General features: G+C 68.5%; 24 protein-coding genes and 1 pseudogene. 17 read left to right on the top strand and 8 right to left on the bottom strand.

Translation table 11 applies throughout. The features are described 5' to 3' along the window. Positions 1-2 precede the first annotated feature (2 nt). Positions 3-935, bottom strand: a complete 933-nt coding sequence (locus tag ACWEPL_RS21650) for a helix-turn-helix domain-containing protein (RefSeq protein ID WP_452437248.1) — start codon at positions 933-935, stop codon at positions 3-5. A 116-nt stretch (positions 936-1,051) separates the two neighbouring features. On the opposite strand from ACWEPL_RS21650, the gene ACWEPL_RS21655 reads away from it, so the two are divergent. Beyond that, complete coding sequence (locus ACWEPL_RS21655) at positions 1,052-1,693, top strand: TetR/AcrR family transcriptional regulator (RefSeq protein ID WP_452437249.1); 642 nt, start codon at positions 1,052-1,054, stop codon at positions 1,691-1,693. Here the strand turns inward: ACWEPL_RS21655 and ACWEPL_RS21660 are convergent. Beyond that, the gene (locus ACWEPL_RS21660) at positions 1,679-2,236 is read right to left on the bottom strand and encodes a DUF2306 domain-containing protein (RefSeq protein ID WP_452437250.1); all 558 of its coding nucleotides are present in this window, start codon (positions 2,234-2,236) and stop codon (positions 1,679-1,681) included. The genes ACWEPL_RS21655 and ACWEPL_RS21660 overlap by 15 nt on opposite strands. Before the next feature lie 509 nt (positions 2,237-2,745). Between ACWEPL_RS21660 and ACWEPL_RS21665 the strand changes: the two genes are divergently transcribed. Together ACWEPL_RS21665 and ACWEPL_RS21670 are read left to right on the top strand one after the other, a co-directional pair. After that, a complete protein-coding gene (locus tag ACWEPL_RS21665) occupies positions 2,746-3,123 on the top strand; it encodes a Dabb family protein (protein ID WP_363983853.1) in 378 nt (125 codons plus the stop codon). A 273-nt stretch (positions 3,124-3,396) separates the two neighbouring features. After that, entirely contained in the window at positions 3,397-4,458 is a 1,062-nt protein-coding gene (locus ACWEPL_RS21670; RefSeq protein ID WP_452437251.1) for a hypothetical protein, read from the top strand. 32 nt (positions 4,459-4,490) lie between these two features. Here ACWEPL_RS21670 and ACWEPL_RS21675 read toward each other — a convergent pair whose 3' ends face one another. Next, positions 4,491-5,120 carry a sensor histidine kinase gene (locus ACWEPL_RS21675; protein WP_452437252.1) on the bottom strand — a complete coding sequence of 210 codons (630 nt, stop codon included), beginning with the start codon at positions 5,118-5,120 and terminating at the stop codon, positions 4,491-4,493. Between ACWEPL_RS21675 and ACWEPL_RS21680 the strand changes: the two genes are divergently transcribed. From ACWEPL_RS21680 to ACWEPL_RS21715, 8 genes are all read left to right on the top strand, one after another. Continuing rightward, on the top strand, positions 5,004-5,303 hold the full coding sequence (locus ACWEPL_RS21680; protein ID WP_452437260.1) for a hypothetical protein: 300 nt from the start codon (positions 5,004-5,006) through the stop codon (positions 5,301-5,303). The two genes, ACWEPL_RS21675 and ACWEPL_RS21680, sit on opposite strands and share 117 nt — an antisense overlap. Position 5,304: 1 nt before the next feature. Then, complete coding sequence (locus tag ACWEPL_RS21685) at positions 5,305-5,520, top strand: biotin/lipoyl-binding carrier protein (protein WP_452437253.1); 216 nt, start codon at positions 5,305-5,307, stop codon at positions 5,518-5,520. 64 nt (positions 5,521-5,584) lie between these two features. Next, the gene (locus ACWEPL_RS21690; RefSeq protein ID WP_452437254.1) at positions 5,585-8,644 is read left to right on the top strand and encodes an NACHT domain-containing protein; all 3,060 of its coding nucleotides are present in this window, start codon (positions 5,585-5,587) and stop codon (positions 8,642-8,644) included. A gap of 77 nt (positions 8,645-8,721) precedes the next feature. Further along, positions 8,722-9,543: a patatin-like phospholipase family protein gene (locus ACWEPL_RS21695; RefSeq protein ID WP_452437255.1), complete on the top strand. Its 822-nt coding sequence runs from the start codon at positions 8,722-8,724 to the stop codon at positions 9,541-9,543. Between the two features lie 259 nt (positions 9,544-9,802). Next, the gene (locus ACWEPL_RS21700) at positions 9,803-11,818 is read left to right on the top strand and encodes a golvesin C-terminal-like domain-containing protein (protein WP_452437256.1); all 2,016 of its coding nucleotides are present in this window, start codon (positions 9,803-9,805) and stop codon (positions 11,816-11,818) included. A gap of 112 nt (positions 11,819-11,930) precedes the next feature. After that, on the top strand, positions 11,931-12,473 hold the full coding sequence (locus ACWEPL_RS21705; protein ID WP_363983839.1) for a pyridoxamine 5'-phosphate oxidase family protein: 543 nt from the start codon (positions 11,931-11,933) through the stop codon (positions 12,471-12,473). A 204-nt stretch (positions 12,474-12,677) separates the two neighbouring features. After that, the gene (locus ACWEPL_RS21710; protein ID WP_452437261.1) at positions 12,678-13,007 is read left to right on the top strand and encodes a hypothetical protein; all 330 of its coding nucleotides are present in this window, start codon (positions 12,678-12,680) and stop codon (positions 13,005-13,007) included. Positions 13,008-13,061: 54 nt separating this feature from the next. Next, positions 13,062-14,225 carry an aromatic ring-hydroxylating oxygenase subunit alpha gene (locus ACWEPL_RS21715; protein WP_452437257.1) on the top strand — a complete coding sequence of 388 codons (1,164 nt, stop codon included), beginning with the start codon at positions 13,062-13,064 and terminating at the stop codon, positions 14,223-14,225. Here the strand turns inward: ACWEPL_RS21715 and ACWEPL_RS21720 are convergent. After that, positions 14,215-14,922 (bottom strand): SDR family oxidoreductase, encoded by a 708-nt coding sequence (locus tag ACWEPL_RS21720; protein WP_363983835.1) that lies wholly within the window; start codon positions 14,920-14,922, stop codon positions 14,215-14,217. The genes ACWEPL_RS21715 and ACWEPL_RS21720 overlap by 11 nt on opposite strands. A 59-nt stretch (positions 14,923-14,981) precedes the next feature. On the opposite strand from ACWEPL_RS21720, the gene ACWEPL_RS21725 reads away from it, so the two are divergent. After that, a complete protein-coding gene (locus ACWEPL_RS21725) occupies positions 14,982-15,389 on the top strand; it encodes a MerR family transcriptional regulator (RefSeq protein ID WP_363983833.1) in 408 nt (135 codons plus the stop codon). 28 nt (positions 15,390-15,417) lie between these two features. Here the strand turns inward: ACWEPL_RS21725 and ACWEPL_RS21730 are convergent, their stop codons facing one another. Both ACWEPL_RS21730 and ACWEPL_RS21735 read right to left on the bottom strand, forming a co-directional pair. Continuing rightward, positions 15,418-15,894: a DUF488 family protein, N3 subclade gene (locus ACWEPL_RS21730; protein WP_452437258.1), complete on the bottom strand. Its 477-nt coding sequence runs from the start codon at positions 15,892-15,894 to the stop codon at positions 15,418-15,420. An 82-nt stretch (positions 15,895-15,976) separates the two neighbouring features. Next, on the bottom strand, positions 15,977-16,372 hold the full coding sequence (locus ACWEPL_RS21735) for a RidA family protein (RefSeq protein ID WP_350737651.1): 396 nt from the start codon (positions 16,370-16,372) through the stop codon (positions 15,977-15,979). 118 nt (positions 16,373-16,490) lie between these two features. Here ACWEPL_RS21735 and ACWEPL_RS21740 point away from each other — a divergent pair, with 118 nt between their 5' ends. After that, positions 16,491-17,465: a helix-turn-helix transcriptional regulator gene (locus ACWEPL_RS21740; RefSeq protein ID WP_363983829.1), complete on the top strand. Its 975-nt coding sequence runs from the start codon at positions 16,491-16,493 to the stop codon at positions 17,463-17,465. 66 nt (positions 17,466-17,531) lie between these two features. Here the strand turns inward: ACWEPL_RS21740 and ACWEPL_RS21745 are convergent, their stop codons facing one another. Beyond that, the gene (locus ACWEPL_RS21745; protein ID WP_363984021.1) at positions 17,532-18,278 is read right to left on the bottom strand and encodes a VOC family protein; all 747 of its coding nucleotides are present in this window, start codon (positions 18,276-18,278) and stop codon (positions 17,532-17,534) included. Between the two features lie 360 nt (positions 18,279-18,638). On the opposite strand from ACWEPL_RS21745, the gene ACWEPL_RS21750 reads away from it, so the two are divergent. The 3 genes from ACWEPL_RS21750 to ACWEPL_RS21760 are packed head-to-tail and all read left to right on the top strand — an operon-like array spanning position 18,639 to position 21,421. Continuing rightward, positions 18,639-19,487, top strand: coding sequence for a peptidoglycan-binding domain-containing protein (locus ACWEPL_RS21750; RefSeq protein WP_363983827.1), 849 nt, complete (start codon positions 18,639-18,641; stop codon positions 19,485-19,487). 47 nt (positions 19,488-19,534) lie between these two features. Continuing rightward, positions 19,535-20,428, top strand: coding sequence for a peptidase inhibitor family I36 protein (locus tag ACWEPL_RS21755; RefSeq protein ID WP_363983825.1), 894 nt, complete (start codon positions 19,535-19,537; stop codon positions 20,426-20,428). Positions 20,429-20,464: 36 nt separating this feature from the next. After that, positions 20,465-21,421, top strand: a complete 957-nt coding sequence (locus ACWEPL_RS21760; RefSeq protein WP_452437259.1) for a SpoIID/LytB domain-containing protein — start codon at positions 20,465-20,467, stop codon at positions 21,419-21,421. Positions 21,422-21,475: 54 nt separating this feature from the next. On the opposite strand, the gene ACWEPL_RS21765 is transcribed toward ACWEPL_RS21760, so the two are convergent. Next, positions 21,476-22,504 carry an NBR1-Ig-like domain-containing protein gene (locus tag ACWEPL_RS21765; protein ID WP_363983821.1) on the bottom strand — a complete coding sequence of 343 codons (1,029 nt, stop codon included), beginning with the start codon at positions 22,502-22,504 and terminating at the stop codon, positions 21,476-21,478. Between the two features lie 825 nt (positions 22,505-23,329). Between ACWEPL_RS21765 and ACWEPL_RS21770 the strand changes: the two are divergent. Next, a pseudogene (locus ACWEPL_RS21770) lies at positions 23,330-23,520 on the top strand (hypothetical protein); the annotation flags it as partial.

Below are 23,520 nucleotides of genomic sequence, written 5' to 3' on the forward strand. Positions count from 1 at the left end.
TGCTACTTGGCCGGCACCGCTGAGGGCCGTACACCGGTCTCCCGCAGGAACGCCGACGACAGGTGTCCGGGACTGCTGAAACCACAACGCCGGGCCACCTGGCTCACCGTCATTCCCTTCTCCAGAAGGTGCGTCGCGTGCGCGATACGCAGCCGGGTGAGGTACCGGCCCGGGGTCTCTCCCGTCGCCTGCTTGAACACCCGCAGGAAGTGATACGGGCTCAACCGCACTTCCTCGGCCAGCTCCGCCAGGCGCACCGGCTCGCTCAACCGGTCGCGCATGTACGCGATGGCCTTCCGCACGCGAACGTCCTCACGCCCCGTACGGTCCGCCGAGCCTCGCCGGCCGTCGCGGATCGCCAGGTGCACCACCAGAAATCGCGCGGCCGCATCGGCATAGAGCTCGTCCGCACCCGCCGCGGTGGCGGCGGCCAGCGACTTGAGCACCGCGCCGATCAGTTCGCCGCTGCCCGAGGCCGGATCCCGCGCCGGGGGTGCCGGGCCACCGAGCTCGGCAGCCGTCCGGCCGACCACCTCGGCGGGGAGATGGACGTGGATGGAGTGCATCGGCGCCGTCGTCTCGTACCGCAGGCGAGTCGGTACGCCCGGTGTGGCCATGCCGATCTCGCCCGGCGTGATGGAGGTGGTCCGCCAGCCTTCGCCGGTGTCGATGTGCAGCTTGCCGGCGCCGCCGGTGATCAGCCACAGGTGCGTGTCGGCCGAGGCCGGCATGACCATCTCACCGGCGGCCTCGAGGTGCTCGAACTTCTGGACGAGCAGCGAGCGCCATCCGGGCCGTTCCCAGCTGCACAACGATCGGCGGACGAACCGGTCCAGGTCCAGGCCGGCGTAGCCGCCCATCTCGAAGCGCGATTCCCTCTGCATCAGCGAGACCACTTCTCCGGTACGGGTGACGAGCAGCGCACGCGCAACCATTGCGTTACGCTGACTCACTTCTGTTACACCATATAACTGCCTCTCCATTTTCGTCAATCGCGATGGTGATAGCCTCTAACTCCAGTTAGTCGCGCGGAAATCGGAGAGGCTGACCCATGGACAGCGATGTGGTGAGCCCGCGCGAGCGCTACCGGGCGCAGGTGCAAGCCGAGATCAAGCAACACGCCTGGCAGCAGATCGCCACCACGGGCGTGTCGGCGTTGTCCCTCAAGGCGATCGCCAAGCACCTGGGCATGAGCGGCCCGGCCCTCTACCGGTACTTCGCCAGTCGCGACGATCTGATCACGGCGCTCATCAGGGACGCCTACCGCAGCCTCGCCGACGCCGTTCGCGAGGCGTACGACTCCGGCGCCGACATCGCCGCGCTGGCTCAGGTCGTACGCGCGTGGGCCCTGAGCGATCCCCACCGGTACCTGCTGATCTACGGCACCCCCGTGCCCGGGTACCAGGCGCCCGCCGACACCGTCGCGATGTCGCAGGAGATCATGTCCGTGCTGATCGCCGCCTACCGCAAGGCGGACATCCCGTCGCCGGAAACCCCTTTTGTCGCTCACCTCGACAGCCACCGGCACTGGTCGCCTGATCCCACGGCGCCGGCGGCCGTCCTGCGCCAGGCCATGACGTTCTGGACCCGGCTGCACGGCGTGCTGTCCCTCGAACTCGCCGGCCACTTCACCGGCATGGGCATCGACGCCGCGCTGCTGTACGCCGACGAAGTCGATTCACTGCGGCAGTAGAACCTCCTCGGCCGGTTGTTCCGATGGCTGCCGCCGCGCCAGCGGTGCCAGCGTGCGCTGGACGATGAAGTACTCCGCGACCAGCACATTGCCCAGCAGGGACAGCCACGCGGCCGACTCGTAGACAGAGCTGTATTCCAGTGACGGCATGACGTTCATCAGCGGCAGCAGGGCCAGCTGGTAGAGCCGCAGGGTCACGGCGGCGAACGTGAACGCGTAGTTGCGGACCATCCAGATCCGGTGCAACTGCACCTCACGGCGCCGGATCGCCCGATACGCCTTGGCGGCCGTGTACAACCACACCACGACCAGCCCGAAGAACGCGACCTGCAGCGTGAAGCCGCTCGGCGTCACCGCGGCGGAGTAGAGCGCCGCCAGCGCGGCGGCCAAGACCGAGATCAGGTACACCCGCCCCGCTATCCGGTGCGCCCTGGGGAAACGGGCCCGCAACCGCGGCACGAACTGCCACGGCCCGATGAGAAGTGCCAGGCCGGCAGGCACCCCGTGGATCACGAGACTCGTGTAGTACCCCGGGATGCTCATGTCGAGATTCGGAATGTTCGTACTTCCGACCAAATACGGCGGAACGAAGTAGGCCGTGATGCCGATCGCCAACACGGTGAGAAGACTCCACAGGGTCCACCACCAGCGGCGGCGAACGGCCCGTGACATGGTCGCAGTGGACACGCGAACTCCAATACCTGCGCGGGAACGAGAAGGAATGGGCGCAATGCGCGAAGTCGGCGGCAGCGGGCCTTCGCCTCGCCACAAGCGATGCCGATCAAGCGGCAACCGTAGGCGCAGGTGGACCATGAAGTCGATGCGGGAGATTGCGGAACAGCCAGCTTGAATTGCGGTCGGCCGGGGGGCACCTTTGCCGACGGGCGTGTGCCTACGCGCCGTTGCCGTCGAATAGGCAACTCGTGCCGATGCGACGAGGAACCAGGCCAGTTCATAGTCGGGTGCTCAGCACCGTACGCGCGGTGGGCGCGCGCCGTCGTCAAGGCCAGGCCGCTGGACCTCTACGTTCAGCACCTACGAAAAGGAGCACGATGATCTACCACAGCATCCGCATGAAGGCCAAGGCGGGCGTGACGCAGGAGCAGGTCGAGGAGGCGCTGGAGAGCATGCGCAACCAGGGCCGGGTCATCTCCGCGGTGAAGTCGTTCGTCGTCGGCCGCGACTTCGGAGGCGATTTCGACTGGGGTGGCGTGTTCGTCATCGAGGACCTCGACGGCTACTGGGAGTACCTGACGCATTCGGCGCACGCGCGCACCGACCGGATCGGCATGCCCCTGGTCGAGAAGTATGAGTCGTACGACATCACCGACGATGACGACCCGCAGATGGGAGAGAAGATCGCCGACCTGCACCGGCGACGGTACGAGAGCGACCCCGAGCTGGCCGCGCTGGTGGGCATGCTGCCGTAAGGCAACCTGTCGGCAGAGATCGTGGAGATGCCGACGGCGGGCCGGGGTCATCAATGCCCTCCGATTCTCTGTGACTCGCGTAGACCTCGAGGCTTAGTGTTCTAGTTCACTTGCTAGTACACTAGAACACTTTGTCGCCTGTTCTGTGGCAGTTTTGCATAGAGCTCCGGCCAGCGTTCATACGATGTACGCATGACACTCGATACACCGTACGCACTTGGGCGCAAGTTGACCGTCTCGCGCACCGACATACGGTCATGGCACCGTCCCCTCGTGATCATGACGGCGGCCATGTCCGTGCTCGTCGTCGTGGCGGGCATCGGCCTGTTCGCCGACGGTCGCGAACTCATGCACCAGTCGGTGTGGGCCAAACCGTTGAAGTTCGGTGTGTCGTTCGTCATGTACGGTGCGACGCTCGCCTGGCTGATACCGCAGCTGAGCCGGGCACGGCGCACGATGTGGACCCTCGGGACGGTCTTCGCCATCGCCGGGATGATCGACGTCGGGTTCATCGCGGTGCAGGCCGCGCGCGGCACCTACAGCCACTTCAACGTCGGCACCGACCCGTTCGACCAGATCGGGCAGCAGATCTTCTCCGGCGGCGTGTTCGGGCTGTTCGGCGCGAGCCTGATCGTCGCCGTCATGCTGCTCTTCCAGCGTGTCGGCGACGCGGTGCTCACCTGGTCCCTGCGTGCCGGGCTCGGCCTGGCCGTCGCCGGCATGGCGCTGGCGTCCTTCATCACCGGGTGGACGTCCTCGGCCGGGCCTCGCACGGTCGAGGACGCCTACGGCCGCCCGGTCCCGCTGGTGGGCGGGCACGGCGTCGGGGCACCGGACGGCGACGGCATGCCGATCACGAACTGGAGCATCACCGGCGGCGACCTGCGCGTCCCGCACTTCATCGGCCTGCACTCCATCCAGGTGTTCGTGCTCACGGCGCTGGTCCTCGCCGCCCTCGCGACCCGGGTGGGCCGGCTGCGCAGCGAACGCGTCCGCGCCCAGTCGGCCGGAGTCGTCATCTTCGGCTACGGCTCCCTGTTCGCCATCACCACCTGGCAGGCGCTGCGCGGCCAGTCGCTGATCCACCCCGACGCGGCCACAGGCATCGCATTCGCGGTGGCAGCCGCCATCACCGCGCTGCTGGCGGTTCTGGTCGTCACGGCGGCCCGTCGCGGCCAGTCGGCCCTTCGCGCCGAAGCGGCACGCCGCAGCGAACACGTCCGCCGGAGCAGGGCGGCGCGCCGCGATGAGCGCGCGCACGGCGGCGGGTTGGCGAGCACGAGCCAGGTCTCGCTCCTGACCGATCCGACCGCGCGAACCAGGGGGGAGTCCTAGCGCGACTCAGCCAGGTGGGAACCACGATCTGCTCATCCCGATGGCGGCCGAGGCGTGCCGCGCTCGGGCAGACGCAGCACGAACCGGCCCCCGCGGGGACTGTCCTGGGCGGTCGGGGTTCCGCCGTGGGCCTGGGCGATCTGCCGGGCGATCGGCAGGCCGAGCCCGGTGCCGCCGGGGTCGCGGACGCGGGAGGCTTCAAGGCGGATGAAGCGCTGGAAGATGACCTCCCGCTGCTCGGGGGCGATCCCCTCACCGTCATCGCTCACCTCCAGCGACACGACGCCGGCATCCAGCGTCAGGGTGACGGTGACGGCGGAGGTGGCGTGCCGTTCGGCGTTGTCCAGCAGGTTGTTCAGCAGCCGGGACAGCTCGATCCGTGAGCCGTCCACCATGACGCCGGGCGTGAGGCGGTGGCGCAGGTCGGTCTTGGTGAGGCGGCGCTCCAGCTCACCGGCGACCAGTTCGGTGAGATCGATCGGCTCGTGGCGGCCGGTGACGCCGGCGTCCAGCCGCGCTTCCTGGAGCAGGTCGCAAATGAGGGCCTGCATGCGTTCCACGCTGTCCAGGAGCGCGTAGGCGGGCGCGTCGACGCCGCCTACCGGCAGGGCAATCGGGTCACCCCCGCGTACGACTCCCTCATGGCCAAGCTGGTCGTGCACGCGGGCACCCGGGAGGACGCGATCGCCAGGGCACGGGAGGCGCTGGCCGCCTTCACGATCGCGGGTCCGAAGCAGAACCTGCCCTTCTTCACCGAGCTCCTCGACGAGCCCGAGTTCGCCGACGGCTCCTACAGCACCGCGCTGGTCGCGCGGATGCGCGCCACCCCAAGGAAAGGAAGCTGAGATGGGCCGGCAGATCACGTCCGACCTGGCGGCCAACGTCTGGAAGGTGCTCGTCTCCACGGGAGACAGCGTCGCCGCCGGCGACACGCTGGTGATCCTCGAATCCACGAAGATGGAGATCCCTGTCGAGGCCGAGACGTCCGGCGTCATCACCGCGCTGCCCGTCAGCGAAGGCGACGTCCTGGATGAAGGGGATCTGATCGCGGAGATCTCCTGACCCTTCGGACCGTGGCTTTCCGCTGAGTGTTGCGCCGGTGACGCTTGGTAGCGATGCTGGCACCATGGGCAGTGGAGGTCGGGGCCGCTGGGTGGTGTCGCCGGTCGCGCTCGCGGTGGTGCCGGTCGGGATCGGGCTGGTGGGGAATCTGGCGACCGGCACCGTTGAGGTGAAGGCTTGGTGGTGGACCCCGGCCACGTGGGTGTTGACCGGCGTGCTGGTCATGGTCGCCACCGCGTCGCAGATCGTGCAGTCGCGCGCTGTGCCGCAGAGCCGGGAGGCGGCGATGCGCAGCGCTGCGGCGGGTTTGCGACGGATGGTCCGCGAGCAGTGGGAGCACGAGACGGTGCTGCGGGGCGTTCGGCAGCCGGTGCCGTTGCGGGTGCGGTGGTCCTCGACCGATCGGCAGGTCGCGGAGACGCGTCAGGTGGTGCTGGACGAGCCGGAGACCACGTGGCAGGACAGGCCGTTGGAAGGCGACGTCACGCAGGTCGTCGAGAAGTTCTGCGAGCTGCCCCATCGGCAGTTGGTGGTGCTCGGAGAGGCGGGCGCGGGCAAGAGCGTCCTGGCGATGCTGCTCACCCTCGGGCTGATCGAGCGGTCGGTGGGGGACGACCCGGTCCCGGTGCTTCTGTCGATCACTTCCTGGAACCCGCAGGACGAGTCGGTACGCCGGTTCGCGGCTCGGCGGATGGCTGAGGATTATCCGATGCCGGCCGGTTTGTCGGAGGGCCGCTGCGTGGCGGAGCTGCTGATGAGCGAAGGCCTGGTACTGCTGGTGCTGGATGGACTGGACGAGCTCCCGGCCGAGTCGCAGGAGCGGGCGCTGCGGAGGCTGGACGAGTTCGCCGCGACAGGACGGCCGCTCGTGGTGACCTGCCGGGCCCGCGAATACCAGCGAGCCGTGGACGCCAGTCGTTCGATCATCTCCCGGGCCGCGGTCGTGGAGATCATGCCGGTCGATGTGGAACAGGCGATCGCGTTCCTGTCCCACCCCGAGCCGTTCCGGCATCGCTGGGAACCGGTTTTCACCCACCTCCGCCACGACGGCGAGGGTCCGCTGGCGCGGGTGCTGTCCACGCCGTTGATGGTCTCACTGGCCCGTACCGCCTACAGGCCCTCGAACACCGACCCCGTCGCCTTGACGCGCCTCGACAGCCAGGACGCCATCGCCGCGACGCTTCTGGACACGTTCGTGACCAGCGTTCATGACCCCGACCGGCCGATGCCGCCCGAAGGCCGGCCGGTGCGCCGCTACAGTCCCGCCGCCGCCCGGCGCTGGCTCGGCTGCCTGGCCCTGCACCTGCAGCTGGTGGGCAGGACGGAACTGGTGTGGTGGCAATTGTCCCCCGACCTCTTCACCTTCAATGCGGAGGTGATCAGGACCCGCGCAGTGCTGGCTGTCGCAGTCGGCGTGGGTGCCGGTGTCGGTGCCGCGGCCGGGCCCGTGCCGGGGGGCGCAGCAGCGCTCACCGTGTCCGCCGCGGCCTTGGCCGCGGCGGCGGGCCTGCTGCAGCCGCTGTGGCCCCACGCTTACCCGGCGTACACCCCCACCTCCTACTCGCTGGCTCGCGAACGTCGTCGCCGGGTCCTGGCGCTGCGGGCCGGATTCGGGGTCGCGCCGGGGCTGCTGACCGGGGTCATTCTCGGCAATCCGCTGATCGGAGCGGCCGGTGCCCTGGTCACCGGGCTACTCGCGTCGGTCATGCCCACCCTGCCCTCCAGGACCCGCCCTCGGGGCACCACTCCACGCGCCACGCTGAACGCCAATCACCACGCCACCGCCATCGCCGCCGCCCAGCACGGCATCACCGGCGCATTGGTGTTCACCGCCTCTGTCGCAGTGCTCGCCCCAGCATCAACCCTCTGGATCCCCGCCGTCACCGCGGCCGCCGTCTACGGATGGGTCGCAGCCTGCGGTGCGGGCCTGTGGACCTGGATCGATTACAAGATCACCCATCTTCGTCTTGCCGCCAAGGGCCGGCTCCCCTGGAGACTGTGGACATTCCTCGAAGACCAGCACCAACGCCAGACATTGCGCCAATCTGGAACTGCCTGGCAATTTCGCCACGCCTTGCTTCAACACCACCTCGCCGCCACCCCGTACACCCAGCACCTGTATGCCTGCGCCCGCCAAGGTGACGCGGGCGCCCTTGGACGCATCGCCGACCGGCTGGTCGAAGAGGACCGGCTTGATGAGGCCATCACCATGCTCGGCGCCTGGGCCGACCACGACGCCTCCGGCACCGCCGCGTCGGCCAGCCTGAAACTGGCCGACTTGCTGGCCAAGCACGACCGTGTCGAGGAACTGCGCACCCGTGCCGACGCGGGCGACGGGCATGCCGTCGCGATACTGGCCTACCGGCTGGAACGACAGGGCCGGATCGAGGAGGCCATCACCGTACTCCGTCCCCACACGGACCGAGGCTCCGCCCCGCAGCTGGCTCGGCTCCTCGCCCGCCACGACGGCGCCCAGGAGGCCATCGACCTGCTCAACGCCCACCCCGACCAGGACGACAACTGGACTCTCATGATGGCCGAGCTGCTGGCTCAGCAGGGCCGGACTGAAGAGCTGCGCGTCCGCGCCGACCAAGGCGACCGGGCCGCCGGCAACCAACTGGCCAAACTGCTCGCCGAACAGGGGCGCGTAGAAGAACTGCAGGCCCGCGCCACAGCAGGCGACCCCGACGCCGCCTTCCGGCTCGCCCTGCAGAGCTGCGTGGAGGACGCCATCACCCTGCTGCGCCCCCATGCCGACCAGGGTGACTGGGCCGCCGGCGACCGGCTGGCCCGGCTGCTGGCCGAACAGGGGCGCGTGGAGGAACTGCGGGCCCGCGCCACGGCAGGCGACCCGCACGCGGCCCACAGCCTCGCCCGGCTGCTTGCCCGACAGGGGCGGTTGGAGGATGCGGTCACCCTGCTCCTGCACCACGCTGTCCCAGCGGTTCAATCCGTCGAAGCGTATGCCGTCCTGCCGTTGCTCAGCCATCTCCTGACGATGCTGGGGCGGGAGGAGGAGGCCATCACCGTGCTCCGCGCCCACGCCCATCTGGGCAACACCGTCGCCGTCAGCCTGCTGGCCGACCGCGGTCTCGCGCCTGAGCGCGCAGAAGGGGCCGTTTGAACGCGGTACAGGGTCGGCGCCACCGGAGCCGCCCGGCGCGTTGACCTCAAGCAAGGTTGAGGGGACAGGATGACGGCATGACCTCTCCTCAGTACGGAAAAGCGCTGGTCCTCGGTGCCGGCGGAGTTGTCGGCACGGCGTGGCTGTCGGGCCTCGCCGCAGGGCTGCGCCGCGAGGGCATCGACCTCGCCGAGGCCGACCTCATCGTGGGCACCTCTGCCGGCGCGATCGTCGCAGCCATGCTCACCACCGGCCGGGCCCTGGCCGATGTGGAGACGCTGCCGCCCACGCGCGCCGGACGTTCCGGGCCACCGGACCTGGCCGCGATGTCACAGGCGTTCGCCACTCTGGTCGACCCGACCCTGGAACCGGATGACAAACGCCGTCGAGCCGGGCGCATCGCGCTCGCTGCCGAGGCCCCGTCCGAAGACGGACACCTGACCGGGATTTCCTCCCTGGTCGAGACCGAGAAGTGGCCCGACCGTCCCTTGCTGATCACCGCAGTGGATGCCGAGACCGGCGAACCGAAGGTATGGGACCGCGACGGCGAGGCGACCCTGGTCGAGGCCGCGGCGTCGAGCTCCGCGTTTCCCGGAACGGTCGCTCCGATCACCGTCAACGGCCGCCGCTACATGGACGGCGCTCTGCGCAACGGCGTGAACGCCGACCTCGCCGCCACCGCCGTGACCCGCGTTTTCATCGAGCCGATGGCCGACCGTTTCCCGGCGAGCGACCCTCGGGACGTGCGCATCGGCCCGGATGCCGAGGCGTTGGCGGCGTTCGGCCCCGACCTCGGAAACCGGGAGGCATGGACGCCTGTCTACCGCGCCGGAGTCCGGCAGGCCCCGCAGGTCGCCGTGGTGCTGCGTCCTGTCTGGGACGCGGCCCCCGTCACCTGATCAGCAACAGCCGGCACCCTGCTCGTCGGCAGCGCCGTTGTGATCGTCATCTCGTTCCTCCGGTGAGATGATCTCCGCGGACGCGCGGCGAACCTCAGGCTCCCGCCCCCGTACCTGCTCGTGACGGATCGCCGGCCCCCACCCCCCGCTCCGGAGGCAGCACATGCCACAGCCAGATCCCCGTCACCCCCTCATCGGGCGCAGAGCCTTCGGCCTCCGAGTCGCCGCGGCCTCGTTGACCGTCGCACTCGGTCCCGCCTTGTCCGCGAACGCGACGACGTCCAGACGGCGGGCGACACTGTCCGACAGCACGGCCTTCGACGAGACGACGCTGTGGGACAACACCGTGGATCCGCTGGAGAGCTACCACGTCCACGGGCTGGCCGTGCTGCCGGACGACACCATCCTGGTCGTCACGGAAGGCCGCCACGAGGTGTGCGACGCGGGCCCCCGAGACCTGCTCGTACGCCGTAGCCCCGACGGCGGCGACACCTGGCAGCCGACCCGAACGCTGGTCGCCTCGGTCGGAGGCCAGTCGTGGGGGAATCCGACCTTCGTGGTGGACCGGCTCACCGGCGGCATCTTCCTGTTCTACATGCTCTCCACCCGGCTGCCGGAGAACACCGGTTGCTCCGGCGACAAGGGCGACCTCTTCATGATCTCCAGCGAAGACGGCGGTCTCACCTGGAGCGCGCCGCGCGATATGTCAGGCCTGTTCAGCCAGTTCCCCTACGAATGGACGCTGCACGGTCCCGGCCCCGGACACGGCATCCAGCTGGACAACGGCCGGCTGCTGCTCAACTGCGCCCACCGCCGCGAGGTCACCGGCAACACCGTCGCCGAACGCCGCTACGGCGTGGCGTCGATCTACAGCGACGACCACGGCAAGACCTGGCACGCCACCGGGGAGGTGCCTGTCTCCGCCGCCTATCCCATCAACGAGGCCAGGCTGATCCAGAGGTCCGACGGCACGGTGCTGATCAACGGCCGGGCCGCGGCGGGCGGCAACCGGCAGCGGATCGTGTCGGTCAGCGCCGATCGTGGGCTCAGCTGGTCGCCGCCGCAGCTCGACGGGGCCGCCGGCACGTTCAACGCCGTGGACGCCAGCCTGCTGCGCTACACGGGCGGGCCGGGCACGTCCGAAGTGAGCCGGGTGTTGTTCAGCCGCCCCGACTCCCCCGTCCGTACCAACCTGACCGTGTCGATCAGCTACGACGACGCGCACTCCTTCCGCTACAGCCGCGTGATCCACGAGGGCCGGTCGTACTACTCCGAGCTCGGCCGGCTCTCCGACGGCAGGATCCTGCTCCTCTACGGCCGTGACGGCGACGACCCGAGCTTCCCCCGCCGCGTGGTCATGAGCCGGTTCTCGCTCGAATGGCTGAGCGGCGGCCGCGACAGCCTGTCCGGCGGCCCCGGCTACACCGAACGTCTCATCGACCTCACCACCGGCGCCACCACGTCCGGCGGCACCATGTCCGTCGTCCAGGACCCCATGGCCCGCGGCGGGAAACGGGTGGCGTTCACCACTTCCCAGACCGGCACGTACTTCGAATACACCGTGAACGTCCCGGCACCGGGAACCTATGAGTTGCTGCTGCGCTACTTCCGTACCGCTGACGGAGGTCTGGTCACCGTCTCGGTCGACGGCGTCAAACCCCGGGCCGCGCTGGTGGACACCACCGCCGACCGGGCTGACGGCCACGACGTCGCGCAACTCGGCAGCCTCGATCTGACGGCCGGGTCGCACAAGATCCGGTTCACCGCTTCCGGGGTGGGCCGCGGCGGCGGCAGGCTGGTCTCGCTGGACACGCTGAGCCTGATCGACGCGCCCTCCCAACCCGACGTACGGGAAGAGGCGGTGGTCGACAACGACGAACTCGGCTACGAAATCATCAGCGGCACCTGGTCTGCCAGCTCGAGCGTGCCCGGCTACCGGGGCGGCAACTACCACTACGCCCCCGCCGGTACGGGCGGACACGTCGTCCGGTGGCGGCCCGTGGTCCCGCTCACCGGCGACTACGAGGTACAGGTCTCGTACACCGCGCACGAGAACCGCGCCGGCAACGCGCCCTTCACGGTCCGTCACGCCAGTGGCACGACGCTCGTACGCGTCGATCAGCGCAGGAGCGGAGCGACGGAGGCGCGCGGCGGTTCCTGGGTCTCGCTCGGCACGTACCGCATCAGCGAGGGGGTGGGCCGGGTCGAGCTGAGTAACAACGCGAACGGCGTGGTCATCGCCGACGCCGTCCGGCTGCTCCGCGCACCTGGATGACATGGCGTCCGCAGAACGCCGGAAAATGCGACAGAAGGTGTCGGGTTTTTGGTCGAGGATCGTGTCACCGGTCGGCAGATGTGGACCGGCCCCACGGATAGACAGGACCTCGATGCGCGAAACGCCAGAAGATCTCAGAAGGCTCCAGGCCCTCCTGGACGCCTCCCTCTCCCGCTCCACCTCGCACCTCCGCTCGATCATCAACACCGAGAGGACGCTGACCGCAGAGCAGCTCACCGGACTCCTCACCGGCATGTGCACCCTTGCCCTGTCCACCGTGACGGCCAAGGGCGAGCCGCGAATCAGTGGCGCGGACGGGCATTTCCTGCACGGCAAGTGGCACTTCGGCACGGCGCCCGGCGCCGCCAAGGCCCGCCACCTGGCCGCCCGCCCCGCCGTCAGCGTCGCGCACATGCGCGGGGAGGACCTGGGCGTGTTCACGCACGGCACGGTGGAGATCCTCAACCCCCAGAACGGCGAGCCGGCCGAGGACTGGCCGGACCTGCTCGCGTACTTCAAGGACTTCTACGGCGACGACGCCTTCGACTGGGACAACGACGTGGTCTACTACCGGCTGCACCCGCACTGGATGACCGCCTACGCCCCCGACATCGCCAAGCTCACTGCGGCGTCGCACGAGGGGGACGAAGGTTGACCGCATTCGTACGGGACGTCGAGACCATCGAGGTGGTGAGGGCTCGTACCAACAATCTGCGGGACGTGTCGGTGAGCATCCCCAAGGGCAGCTTGTCGCCTTCACCGGGGTGAGCGGCAGCGGCAAGAGCAGCCTGCTCGGCGCGCTCGGGACGAGCGTGGAGGCCGCCCTGCCACAGAGCTGTCCGGCGGCGAGGCGCAGCGGCTGAAGCTGGCGTCCGCGATCCAACGCGGTGCGGCGAGCCGCAGGGCCGGCCTCGTCGTTCTCGACGAGCCCGTCTCGGGCCTGCACCCGTCTGACCTCCAGCGGGTGGTGGACGCGCTCGATGTGCTGCCGTCGCGACGGCGGGCACCCCGACCGCCGGCTTCTTCCGGCGGTACGCGGCGGGCCTGCCGCTCCTGGAGGCGCGATCTTGTTAGGTGTCCCCGGCCGCTCGTCGTGATCGGGTGGCTGTTGTCGGCTCCGTCGGCCTGCAATGAGGTCGCATACGTGACCGGCGCGACGATGTCGGCGTTGCGGGGCTGGGAGCCTTGAATCCTCATCGGAAGGATCATTAGGCTCTCATTTGGTGCCTGCATTGGAGGTACGGTGGCCCCGGACTCAGCCTCCGAAATCGACCATATTTCGGCCGGATACGACCCCGATCCCGCGCTGTCGATGTCCTTGCATGCCGATGCCTACACCGATGTGAAGTGGTTCGACGTCGACCAGCGGGCGATCTTCGCGCGTACGTGGCAGTGGCTGTGCCATGTGGAGAAGCTGCGGGAGGCAGGCAGCTACGTGACGGGCACGGTGGCCGGCATGCCGATCGTCGCCGTCCGGGACGAGGCCGGCACGCTGCGGGCGTTCTACAACGTGTGCAAGCATCGGGCGCACGAGCTACTGTCCGGTTCCGGCGTCCGGCGCAGCATCGTGTGCCCGTACCACGCCTGGAACTTCGACCTGACCGGCCGGCTGAGGCGAGCACGCAACACCGGTGCCATGCCGGGCTTCGACCCCTCTGCGGTGTGCCTGGATCAGATCCAGGTTGCCGAGTTCGGCGGCATGGTCTACGTCAACCTCGACTCCGGGGCGACCCCGCTGCCGGAGCAGGCCGGAGGGCTGGGGGCGGAGATCGAAGCGCGGGCGCCGGACGTGGCCAAGCTGACCCTCGCCCGCCGGCTCACTTACGACATCGCCTCCAACTGGAAGAACGTCGTCGACAACTTCCTGGAGTGCTACCACTGCCACGTGGCCCACAAGGACTTCGTGTCCCTGGTCGACATGAGCACCTACAAGGTCACCACGTACGGGATCTACTCCAGCCATATGGCCCAGGCGGGGAAAGCGGAGAACACCGCCTACGACGTGTCGGGGGCGACCGTCACCGAGCACGCGGTCTGGTGGCTGTGGCCCAACACCTGCCTGCTGCGCTATCCCGGCCGCGGAAACTTCATGGTGCTGCAGATCGTCCCTGACGGCCCGGAACGCACTCGCGAGATCTGGGACTTCTATCTGGAGACCGCGGAGCCGAACGAGGCCGAGCTGGACGGCATCCGCTACATCGACGAGGTTCTCCAGGTGGAGGACATCGCCTTGGTGGAGAGCGTCCAGCGCGGGATGCGCACTCCTGCCTTCACCCAGGGGAAGATCGTCTACAACCCCCAGGAGTCCGGGTTGTCCGAGCACGCGGTCCACCATTTTCACGGCCTCGTCCTCGACGCCTACCGACATGAGCTGGAGCGAATCAGCTCACCACGGGTCACGCCGTGAGGGCGGCCGCGGCTTCCCGGTAGATGACGCTCGGGTCCTCGGACAGCCACGCCTTCACCTGGTGGCTCCAGGCGTCGGCGAGCACCTCTGACCGGTGCGCCTCGATGCCGTCGAGGGCTGCCGCGACGATCGTCTCGGGGGCGGTCTTGTCGCCGTCGTACCAGGCCATCATGTCGGTGTCCGCGGCGCCGAGGTGCAGGCCCGTCACCAGAGTGCGCTGGTCGGCCAGCTCCAGGCGGACGCTGTTGGTGAGCGCCCACTCGGCGGCCTTGGCCGCGTGGTAGGCGCCCGCGCCGTTGAAGGCGAGCCACGAGATCGCCGACAGGACGTTGAGGATCGCGCCGTCGGCCAGTTGGGGCGCGAAGGCGCGGATCACGTTGAGGGTGCCGTAGAAGTGGGTGTCCATCTCGCGGCGGATCGTGTCGAGGTCGCCGGTGACGAGGTTCGCGCCGGTGGAGATGCCCGCGTTGTTGATGACGATCTTGACGTCCGATGCGGCGGCGGCCGCGGCGGCGACCGACGCCGGGTCTGTGATGTCCAGGGGCAGCGGGATGACTCCTGGTACGTCGATGAGGTCGGGACGGCGGGCGGTGGCGTACACCTTGCCGGCGCCGCGGTCGAGGAGGGAAAGGACGAATTGCCGGCCCAGGCCCCGGTTGGCGCCGGTGACCAGCACATGTGCTCCGTTGATCTGCATACCGGATAGGCTAAAACCTGACGTTGACGTCAGAGGCAAGGGTTGTGATGGAGGTCACGATGCGTATCGGCGAGTTGGCGGCGCGGTCGGGCGTCAGCGTACGGGCCTTGCGTTACTACGAGGAGCAGGGGCTGCTGGAGGCGGGCCGGAGCGGCTCCGGGCAGCGTCACTATCCCGAGTCGGCGGCCGACCGCGTTCAGCTGATCCAGATGCTCTACTCCGCCGGCCTGTCCAGCCGGACCATCGCCGAGCTGCTGCCCTGCGTCGATGCCAAGGTCAGCACCCCCGAATCACGTGCCCGGCTGGCCGCCGAGCGTGATCGCATCGATGCCCAGATCGCCGCGTTGACCCGTACCCGTGACAAGCTGGACACGGTCATCGCCTTCGCCGGAAGCCCGGCCAGCGGCTGCGCGTGGATCGCGGACGGAGACGTCGCCGCGCAGGTGAGCCACTCCGCGGCGTCATGATCGTACGGGCGCTCCCGCGCTGCACGCGTCACAACGGGCGCAGGTGCTCGATCGTGACGCTGTGCTGCTCGGTCAGCCGCTGGGCGATCAACGAGCGGTGGCAGGCCTCGGCGTCGCGCTCGACACAGAGCAGCGCCGCGGTCCCGCTGCTCGGCAGCGCCGACACGATCGGCGTGAGGTCGGCGCGGTCGAGGATCTCGGTGATGTAGCGGCGGGTGTACTCGGCGGCGAGCTCTCGGCGCGAGCGCTTGCCGACCCCCTGGCGGTCGTCCTCGGCGTACTGGAGCCGGCGTAACTCGGTGGTCGGGGCGAGCTCAAGGTGGTGCTCGTAGGTGATCCCGGCATGGGCGAGGGCCGCCTGCAGCCGGAGCGAGTTCGCCCAGGCGTACTCGGGTCCGCGGACACCGCGGCGCTGGCGTACGTCGAGCAGCAGGCGGACGTCCGCCTGCCGCAGTCGTTGCAGGAAGGACTCGCCGTCGAAGCCGTACACGCCGATTGTCACCATTCTGAGCACCGGAAATCACCCACCTGCCTACCAGCTCGTGCCGCCTCCGCCAGTGCGGCCCTGCCGGAGGCGGCGAGCCCCATCACGCGACGGCGGTCCCCTCAAGCTCGACCATCAGGTCGGGGATCGCCAGCCGCGTCACCCCGAGCATCGTGGTGGACGGCGCCACCCCGGCGGCGCCCAACCGCGACGCCAGCACGCCGTAGTGCTCGAAGAGCCGATCGACGTCGGTGGTGTAGACGTTGAGCCGGACGAGGTTCGCGAGGGACATGCCGGCCTCGCCGAGCACGGCCTCCAGGTTGTCGAGGCTCAGCGCCAGCTGCGCCGCCATGTCCTCGGCATGCTGGGGCTTGCCTTCGCCGCTCATCGCGGTCTGCCCGGAGCAGTACAGGGTCCGGGTGTGCCCGGAGACGATCTCACCCTGGTTGTAGCCCATCTCCACCGACCACGCCCACGGGTTGACCGCCGTTCGCTCCATTGCCACATCAGCTCCATTCGATTGATGCACGTAGATCGCGTCATCTTCTTGGTCGCGCTGATGAGCCTCCCAACAAATCACGACATCCTGTGTCGTGTATTGCTTGTAATGTTTCCGTGTGCGTGCCGACCGGTTGGTCTCGCTGGTGCTGCTGCTGCGGCAGCACGGTCGGCTGTCCGCGGTCGCGCTGGCCCGCGAGCTGGAGGTATCCACCCGCACCGTGCTGCGCGACATCGAGGCGCTGTCCTCGGCCGGCGTCCCGGTCTACGCCGAACGCGGCCGGCACGGCGGTTTCGCGTTGTTGCCCGGTTTCCGTACCGAGCTCACCGGACTGAACCACGACGAGGCCCTTGCCCTGCTGATCGCCGGATCGCGGCGCGGCGCGCAGGCGTTCGGCCTCGGCTCGGCGCTCGCTTCGGCGATGCTCAAGGTGGTTGACGCGCTGCCCGAGAGCTATCGGGACACCGCGGCCGGCGCGGCCGAGCGGTTGCTCATCGACCCGGAGACCGACCTCCTCTCGCGTCGGCTGGTCGCCGAGGAGGTGCCTGACACCGTGGTGGCCGAGGTCCGGCGCGCGGTGCTCGCCGGGCACAAGCTGCGCATCCACTACGCGGCTGTGGACCAGAGCCCGAAGTGGCGCACGGTGGACCCGATCGGCCTGGTCACGGTACGCGACCAGGGCTACCTGTTGGCCACGAGGTCTGGCGAGGACCGCACCTACCGGCTGTCCCGGGTCCTGGCCGCCCAGGAACTCGCCGAACCCGCGCAGCGACCGGACCGGGTCGATCTGGACCGGGCCTGGCAGGAACGCAGCACGCGGTTTCGGGCCGGCGGCGACCAGGTCATCGTGCTGCTACGGGTGAATCCGGCGCGGCGGGAGGACCTGCTGGGCACCGCGCTGGCCGTTCGCGCCGAGGAGGCCGACTCGGACGGCTGGCTGCGGATGGAGGTGGCCTTCCAGGATTCGAGACACGCCGAGTGGGCGGTGTGGCAGCTCAGCACGAACGCGGAAGCCCTGTCCCCGCAGTGGTTGCGCGACTCCCTGCGTAACCGCGCCACCGCGCTCGCCACCCGCTACGGAGTGTCGTCCTGAGAGCCGGCCGGTCTCCGACGCGATTACGTCGAGCGGCTTGCCGCTCTCCGACACACAGGCATCGCGTCAGGCTGCCGCCGGACGGAGGACGCAGAACTCGTTGCCCTCCGGGTCGGCGAGGACGATCCACGGGACGTCGCCCTGGCCGACGTCGGCGAGCGTCGCGCCGAGGGTCTGCAGCCGGGCCACCTCCGCCGCCTGATCCTCACCGCGGTACGGCAGCAGGTCGAGATGGACGCGGTTCCACACGGTCTTCGCACCGGGCGCTGTGCGGAGGAACTCAAGATACGGCCCGACACCCTTGGCGGAGCGCAACCGCGCGTGATCGTCGGTCACCTCGTGCACGGTCCAGTCCATCGCCTCGCCCCAGAACCGGGCCATGGCCCGCGGGTCCGCGCAGTCGACCACCACCGCGGCGATCGGCCCGGTGTCCCGGTAGATCTCCCGAGGCTCCAGCACGCAGAACACGTTGCCCTCCGGGTCGGCCAGCACCGTCCACGGGACGTCACCCTGGCCCACATCGGCGGGTGTCGCACCGAGCTCCTTCAGGCGCGCGACCAACTCCGCCTGATGGGCCGCAGAGGTGGTGGCGAGATCGATGTGCACGCGGTACTTCACCGATTCGGGGTCCGGGACGGTGACGACATCGACGCAGACGGCGGTGGGGTCCGGCCAGACGAAGCCGATGGGCTCGACGTTGGTCACACCGGGTCCCTCGCTGGAAACACCCCAGCCGAGCGCCTCCGCCCAGAACCGGCCGAGCGCCGAGTCATCCCGAGCCTTGAAATTCACCTGAACGAATTGCAGCCCCATGGCGCCCACCCTATGCCCAGCAAATACCGGCGGTAGCGGGCAGGTCGGGGGACTTCTCCGAGCGGCCGAAGGCTCTGGGCGGGCGGCAACGGGACCCGCGGAGCGTTCGGGAACCGAGCCGCCCGCGTAAGTGGCCGCCTCAGACAATCTCGGCCGTACGTGAGCCCATCTACCGCCTTACAGCCCGGCCTGAGCTGGCCTTTCTCGCCATCGGATCACCTGTCAAACGGCGCGTACGCCCGTACGGAAATGCCCGTCGAACAGGCTGACAACACCGATCTTCTACCGGACACGCGAGCGAACCGAAACGTTGGATCCCGCCAGACCGGATTCGCCCCAGCCCCTGAACCAGGAGTAACGATGAAGCTGCCCTCACGCGCCGCCGCCCTCATGGCGGCCGTCCTGTTCACTTCGCTGACAGGAGTGTACGAGGCGTCGGCGGCGACCCAGACGGCTGACGCTGAGGCCCTTCCGAACGTGAACATGGAAGCCACCGTCAAGGCGGCCCAGATCGACCCGCGGCGGCCCGACAGCACGCTGACTCCGGGCGCCAAGGCCAGCGTGCTCCTCGTCGAGCAGGCGCTGCGTGACGGACGCTTTCTCGACGCGAAGTGGGTGGACGGCTACTTCGGCTCCACGACGGTCACCGCCTACGCGAAGTACCAGAAGTCGCTCGGCCTCAGTGGTCTCGACGCCAACGGCCTGCCAGGCAAGACGTCGCTCACCAAGCTCGGTGCCGGCCGCTTCAAGGTCACCGACGTCATCGACCCGGGCGCCCGGGTTTCCACCGGCGGTTTCGTCATCAACGCTCGCACACGAAACATGCTGGCGGAGGCCAAGCGGCTGCTCGGTCGCGACCTCAAGCTGGATCAGGGCTCGTACAACCCCGGCGGCGACCCCACATCCGCGGGCACCCACGACGGCGGGGGCGTCGTCGACATCTCGGTCAAGGGGATGAACTCCGCCACCCGCACGGCGACCGTCCGCGCGTTGCGCCTCGTCGGCTTCGCCGCATGGCTGCGTAACCCCCAGCAGGACGACTGGCCGTGGCACATCCACGCCACCGCCATCAACGACACCAGCCTCTCCGGCCAGGCCCAGCACCAGATCGGTGACTACTACCTCGGCCTGAACGGGCTCGCCGGCCGCGGCCCGGACGACGGCCCGAAGGTGACCATCCGTACCTGGGAGGAGTACCAGCGCCGCTGACTCCTCCATCCGAAACCCAGACTCCGCACATAGAAAAGGAACAGCACATGAGAACGCTCGCCAGGATCCTCACCGCGACGACCGCAGCGATGGCACTCAGCGGGACGGTCCTCGCCACCGCATCGCCCGCCTCGGCCGCGAACCGCGACGGCGTCTGCGATACCGGCGAATTCTGCTACTACTTCAACAGCAACAACCAAGGGTCGGTCTCCGACTTCACCGGATCGATCGACGACTACGCCACCACCCAGCCCACCTGCTACGACTTCAAGGGCCCCGGCGAGGGCAAGGGCAAATGCATCAAGAACGCCGCCGCCTCCGTCTGGAACCGCAGCAGCAAAACCGTCCGCGTCTACTTCAACAGCGGCCACACCGGCACCTACCAGGACTTCGCCGCAGGCGCCAAGGGCAACCTGAACGCCACCCTCAAGAACCAGAACGCCTCGCACCAGTTCAGCCCGTCGTCGTCGCCGTCGCGCAGCAACATGTCGACCTCGCTCTACAAGGCCAGCGGCACGATCACCTGCGGCTTCGACGGTTACACCTCCACCTCCGGCCGGCACGAAGGCATCGACATCGCCCGCGGCCTGGGCTCGAACGTGTACAACCTGGTGGCGGGCCAGGTCATCAACGTCGTACGCGGATCCACCGGCAGGGCGGGACTTTCCACGATCGCCGTCTACAACGCCGCATCGAACAAGACGGTGATCTACCTGCACTCCGCTCCGTCGTCCTCCCTGCGCGTGGGCCAGCAGGTCAGCCGCGGCCAGATCATCGCCACCGAGTCGTGGCATGGAGTGTCGAGCCGTTCATCCGCGCACACCCACGTCGAGATGCGCCCCGGACGGGTCACGCGTGCGGCCAAGAGCGTCGGCGACCCGCACCTGGAGAACCCGAACCCGACCTCGTTCTGGAACTCCCAGGGCTACACCGTCCGATAACGCTTCGCGGCCACCGACAAGATGAGGAAGACAACTGTGCCTTTACGAACTGTCCGGCTGATCTCGCGGCTCGCGGCCGCGGCGACCGCCGTGATGGCGCTCGGCGGGACGGTCCTCGCCACCGCATCGCCCGCCTCGGCCGCAAGCCGCGACGGTGTCTGTGACACCGGCGAATTCTGCTACTACTTCAACAGCAACAACCAGGGATCGCTCTCCGACTTCACCGGATCGATCGACGACTACGCCACCACCCAGCCCACCTGCTACGACTTCAAGGGCCCTGGCGAGGGCAAGGGCAAATGCATCAAGAACGCCGCCGCCTCCGTCTGGAACCGCAGCAGCAAAACCGTCCGCGTCTACTTCAACAGCGGCCACACCGGCACCTACCAGGACTTCGCCGCAGGCGCCAAGGGCAACCTGAACGCCACCCTCAAGAACCAGAACGCCTCGCACCAGTTCCTGAGCTCCACAACGCCGACGCCGACCGGGTGCAAGACCGACGGCACGGACACCAAGCTGCCCACGACGATCCTCGTGTACCGGAAGTCCCTCGATCGCGTGGAGCGGGTGGAGTTCAAGACCTACGTCAAGAACGTCCTGCCCAACGAGTGGGTGTCGAGCTGGCCGAGCGAGTCCCTCAAGGCCGGGGCGATGGCCGTGAAGAACTTCGGCTGGTACTGGGCGCTGCACTCCAACCGCAAGACGGCAGACGGCCGGTGCTTCGACGTCTACGACCACACGTCGAGTCAGGTGTACAAGCCCGGCTCCGCGAAGGCGGTGACGAGCGCCGCGGTGGACGCGACCTGGGGCACCCGGCTGACCCGCAGCGGGAAGATCTTCCGAGCCCAGTACTGCTCCACGACGACGGCGTGCGGAAATTGGGTCGACGGCGACTGGATGTCGCAGTACGGCTCTCGCGATAAGGCCAGAGCGGGCTGGAGCTACTCCAGGATCCTCCAGAACTACTACACAGGGATCGTTCTCGGCTCCTGACTCCCCTGAGACCGTCCGACTCCGGTTCCCCGGCGTGCCACGCACGTCGGGGAATCAGAGTCCGTCGACGATGATCTGGAAGTTGATCGGCCGGCTTCCGGGGAACACGACCGCTCCCGAAGCGTCCACCATCTTGAATCGCACGTAGCACAAGCCCGGCTTCTTGGGCGTGGTGATGTCGGTCCGGATGTCGACCGTCTCGCCAGGTTGCGTGTCCTTGATCGGCACGTCGGAGATGGTCTGGCAATGGTCAGCCTGCTGCGTGGGGTCGAGGCGCCGCAGCGAATATCCCTTCCACGGCACGGTCCCGGCGTTCTTGAGCCGCCATACCTTGGTCATGGTCTTGCCGGGACCGACGCGCGTGCAGTCGGCCAGCGTGACGTCCTCGATGAACGCGGCCGCATCGCCCTTGTACAACGGCGGGGACCAAGGCGGGTTGGTCGAACGCACCGGGCAATCGGCTGGGGACAGCGCGGCGATCGATGGGCTGCCGGTCGGGTCCGGGCTGTTTCCCACGGGCTCGGAGCCGCGATTGACGACGACCACGACGAGGACCGCTGCCCCCACGATGACAGCCACTGCTGCGAACGCGGCCGCGCTGGTCAGCCGTAATCGTCCTCTGCTCCTCGGCGCGGGGAGCAGAGGCTGGATGCTGCCCGCGAGCTCGTCGGACGGCGGCCGCGGCGTAGGCACGGATGCCGAGGTCTCGCCGACCAACCGGGGCGCTTGCATTGTCCGAAGCTCTGTGGCGGACACTGCGAGTCCACCGGACAGACCGTCCACCGAGGCGTCCACGCGGATCGCGGGATCCCCGGCGCTCGTCGATCTGACCGCCTGGTTCGCCCTCTCCCAGAGTTCGCGGTACGCGGCCGGGTCCGCGTTACACACCTTGACGAATTCGACGGTGGTCTCCCAACTCGGGAGCCGGTTACCCTTCGTGGCTTCATGCAACGTCGTGTGAGAAATCGCCCCTGACCGGCCGGACATCTCACGGAATGGTGGGTTGCCGACCGCGTTGCGTAACTCCCGCAGCGTCGCCGCAAAGTCCTCGATTATCTCCGCCCGTGCACGCCTGTCGTCCACCGTGTGAAGGTAACAGCACTCACGGTCGTCACTCAACTCGAACCGGAATCGGTGCGAAGCCGGGCAAGATGAGCGCGCAAAAGGCCGTACGGCTCATCCCGCTGCGGCTTGAAGTAGCCCCTGACCAGGCCTTACAGGCCAGCATCCTGGTCGAACACGACGAAGGAGACCGGACCTCCGCCCCCACCCAATAATGCTGGATATAGGGACACCACGTTGACCGGAACGCCCTTAACCGAGCCGGTCCCGGCGGCGTATGTTCAGGTCGATGATTCGTGCGGAGTCCATGGCCAGGGGCCGGAATATTACGCAACGGAGCGGCTCGGTCACGGCTTTAAATACGGTGTGGCTGGCCCGGGATAATTACTGTCGGCTTTTAATCCGCAGCCGGACTCTTTCCCTCCCTCCCGGAATCCGCAGGGCCGCCTTCGTGTCCGCACCGGCGGCGTGAGCGAGCGTGGCCGCGACCGAGCGGCTGGACCACGAGACCGAACTCGCCGTGGTTCCGCTGGGACGCCACTCCGGCAGTGAGGGTTACTCCGTCGTGAGCCGTTCGTGGCCGCCCCGGACAGGCGACGACCCGAGGCCTTGATTACGGATTGTTCAACCACTATGACCGCGCGTTTCCCTGAGCCGGACCTCGTGCGGGACCCCCGTTGAGCGAAGCGTCCAAGGTGGGAGGGCCTTTGTAGCTCTTTTGGATGTTCTTTGTACGCGGGGCTCCCAATCTTGATCACCGGCAAGGGCGCTACGCAAAGTCAACAGTCAAGATTTCGCGCACCGTCCGGGGCATCGGCCCTCCGGTGCGCGCAGAAAGGTATCCGCATGAGAACCAGAGGGGTGCTTACGGCCGGGCTCGCCCTGCTCTTCAGCCTCACGACGGGCCCGATCGCGACGGCCTGGGCCGCGCCGACGCCGACCCCGACGCCGTCGTCCTCGTCGAAGGAGGACGAGGGGGAGATGGGCAACCCGGACAACCAGGTGGACGTCCCGCCGGTGTCCACGCTGGCGGCGCC

This window comes from Nonomuraea sp. NPDC004186 (assembly GCF_053603495.1).

Coding starts and splice junctions, on each gene's coding strand:
- ACWEPL_RS21650 (WP_452437248.1), bottom strand. CDS start 935: ATGGTTGCGCGTGCGCTGCTCGTCACCCGTACCGGAGAAGTGGTCTCG.
- ACWEPL_RS21655 (WP_452437249.1), top strand. CDS start 1,052: ATGGACAGCGATGTGGTGAGCCCGCGCGAGCGCTACCGGGCGCAGGTG.
- ACWEPL_RS21660 (WP_452437250.1), bottom strand. CDS start 2,236: ATGAGCATCCCGGGGTACTACACGAGTCTCGTGATCCACGGGGTGCCT.
- ACWEPL_RS21665 (WP_363983853.1), top strand. CDS start 2,746: ATGATCTACCACAGCATCCGCATGAAGGCCAAGGCGGGCGTGACGCAG.
- ACWEPL_RS21685 (WP_452437253.1), top strand. CDS start 5,305: ATGGGCCGGCAGATCACGTCCGACCTGGCGGCCAACGTCTGGAAGGTG.
- ACWEPL_RS21690 (WP_452437254.1), top strand. CDS start 5,585: ATGGGCAGTGGAGGTCGGGGCCGCTGGGTGGTGTCGCCGGTCGCGCTC.
- ACWEPL_RS21695 (WP_452437255.1), top strand. CDS start 8,722: ATGACCTCTCCTCAGTACGGAAAAGCGCTGGTCCTCGGTGCCGGCGGA.
- ACWEPL_RS21705 (WP_363983839.1), top strand. CDS start 11,931: ATGCGCGAAACGCCAGAAGATCTCAGAAGGCTCCAGGCCCTCCTGGAC.
- ACWEPL_RS21720 (WP_363983835.1), bottom strand. CDS start 14,922: ATGCAGATCAACGGAGCACATGTGCTGGTCACCGGCGCCAACCGGGGC.
- ACWEPL_RS21725 (WP_363983833.1), top strand. CDS start 14,982: ATGCGTATCGGCGAGTTGGCGGCGCGGTCGGGCGTCAGCGTACGGGCC.
- ACWEPL_RS21730 (WP_452437258.1), bottom strand. CDS start 15,894: ATGGTGACAATCGGCGTGTACGGCTTCGACGGCGAGTCCTTCCTGCAA.
- ACWEPL_RS21735 (WP_350737651.1), bottom strand. CDS start 16,372: ATGGAGCGAACGGCGGTCAACCCGTGGGCGTGGTCGGTGGAGATGGGC.
- ACWEPL_RS21745 (WP_363984021.1), bottom strand. CDS start 18,278: ATGGGGCTGCAATTCGTTCAGGTGAATTTCAAGGCTCGGGATGACTCG.
- ACWEPL_RS21750 (WP_363983827.1), top strand. CDS start 18,639: ATGAAGCTGCCCTCACGCGCCGCCGCCCTCATGGCGGCCGTCCTGTTC.
- ACWEPL_RS21755 (WP_363983825.1), top strand. CDS start 19,535: ATGAGAACGCTCGCCAGGATCCTCACCGCGACGACCGCAGCGATGGCA.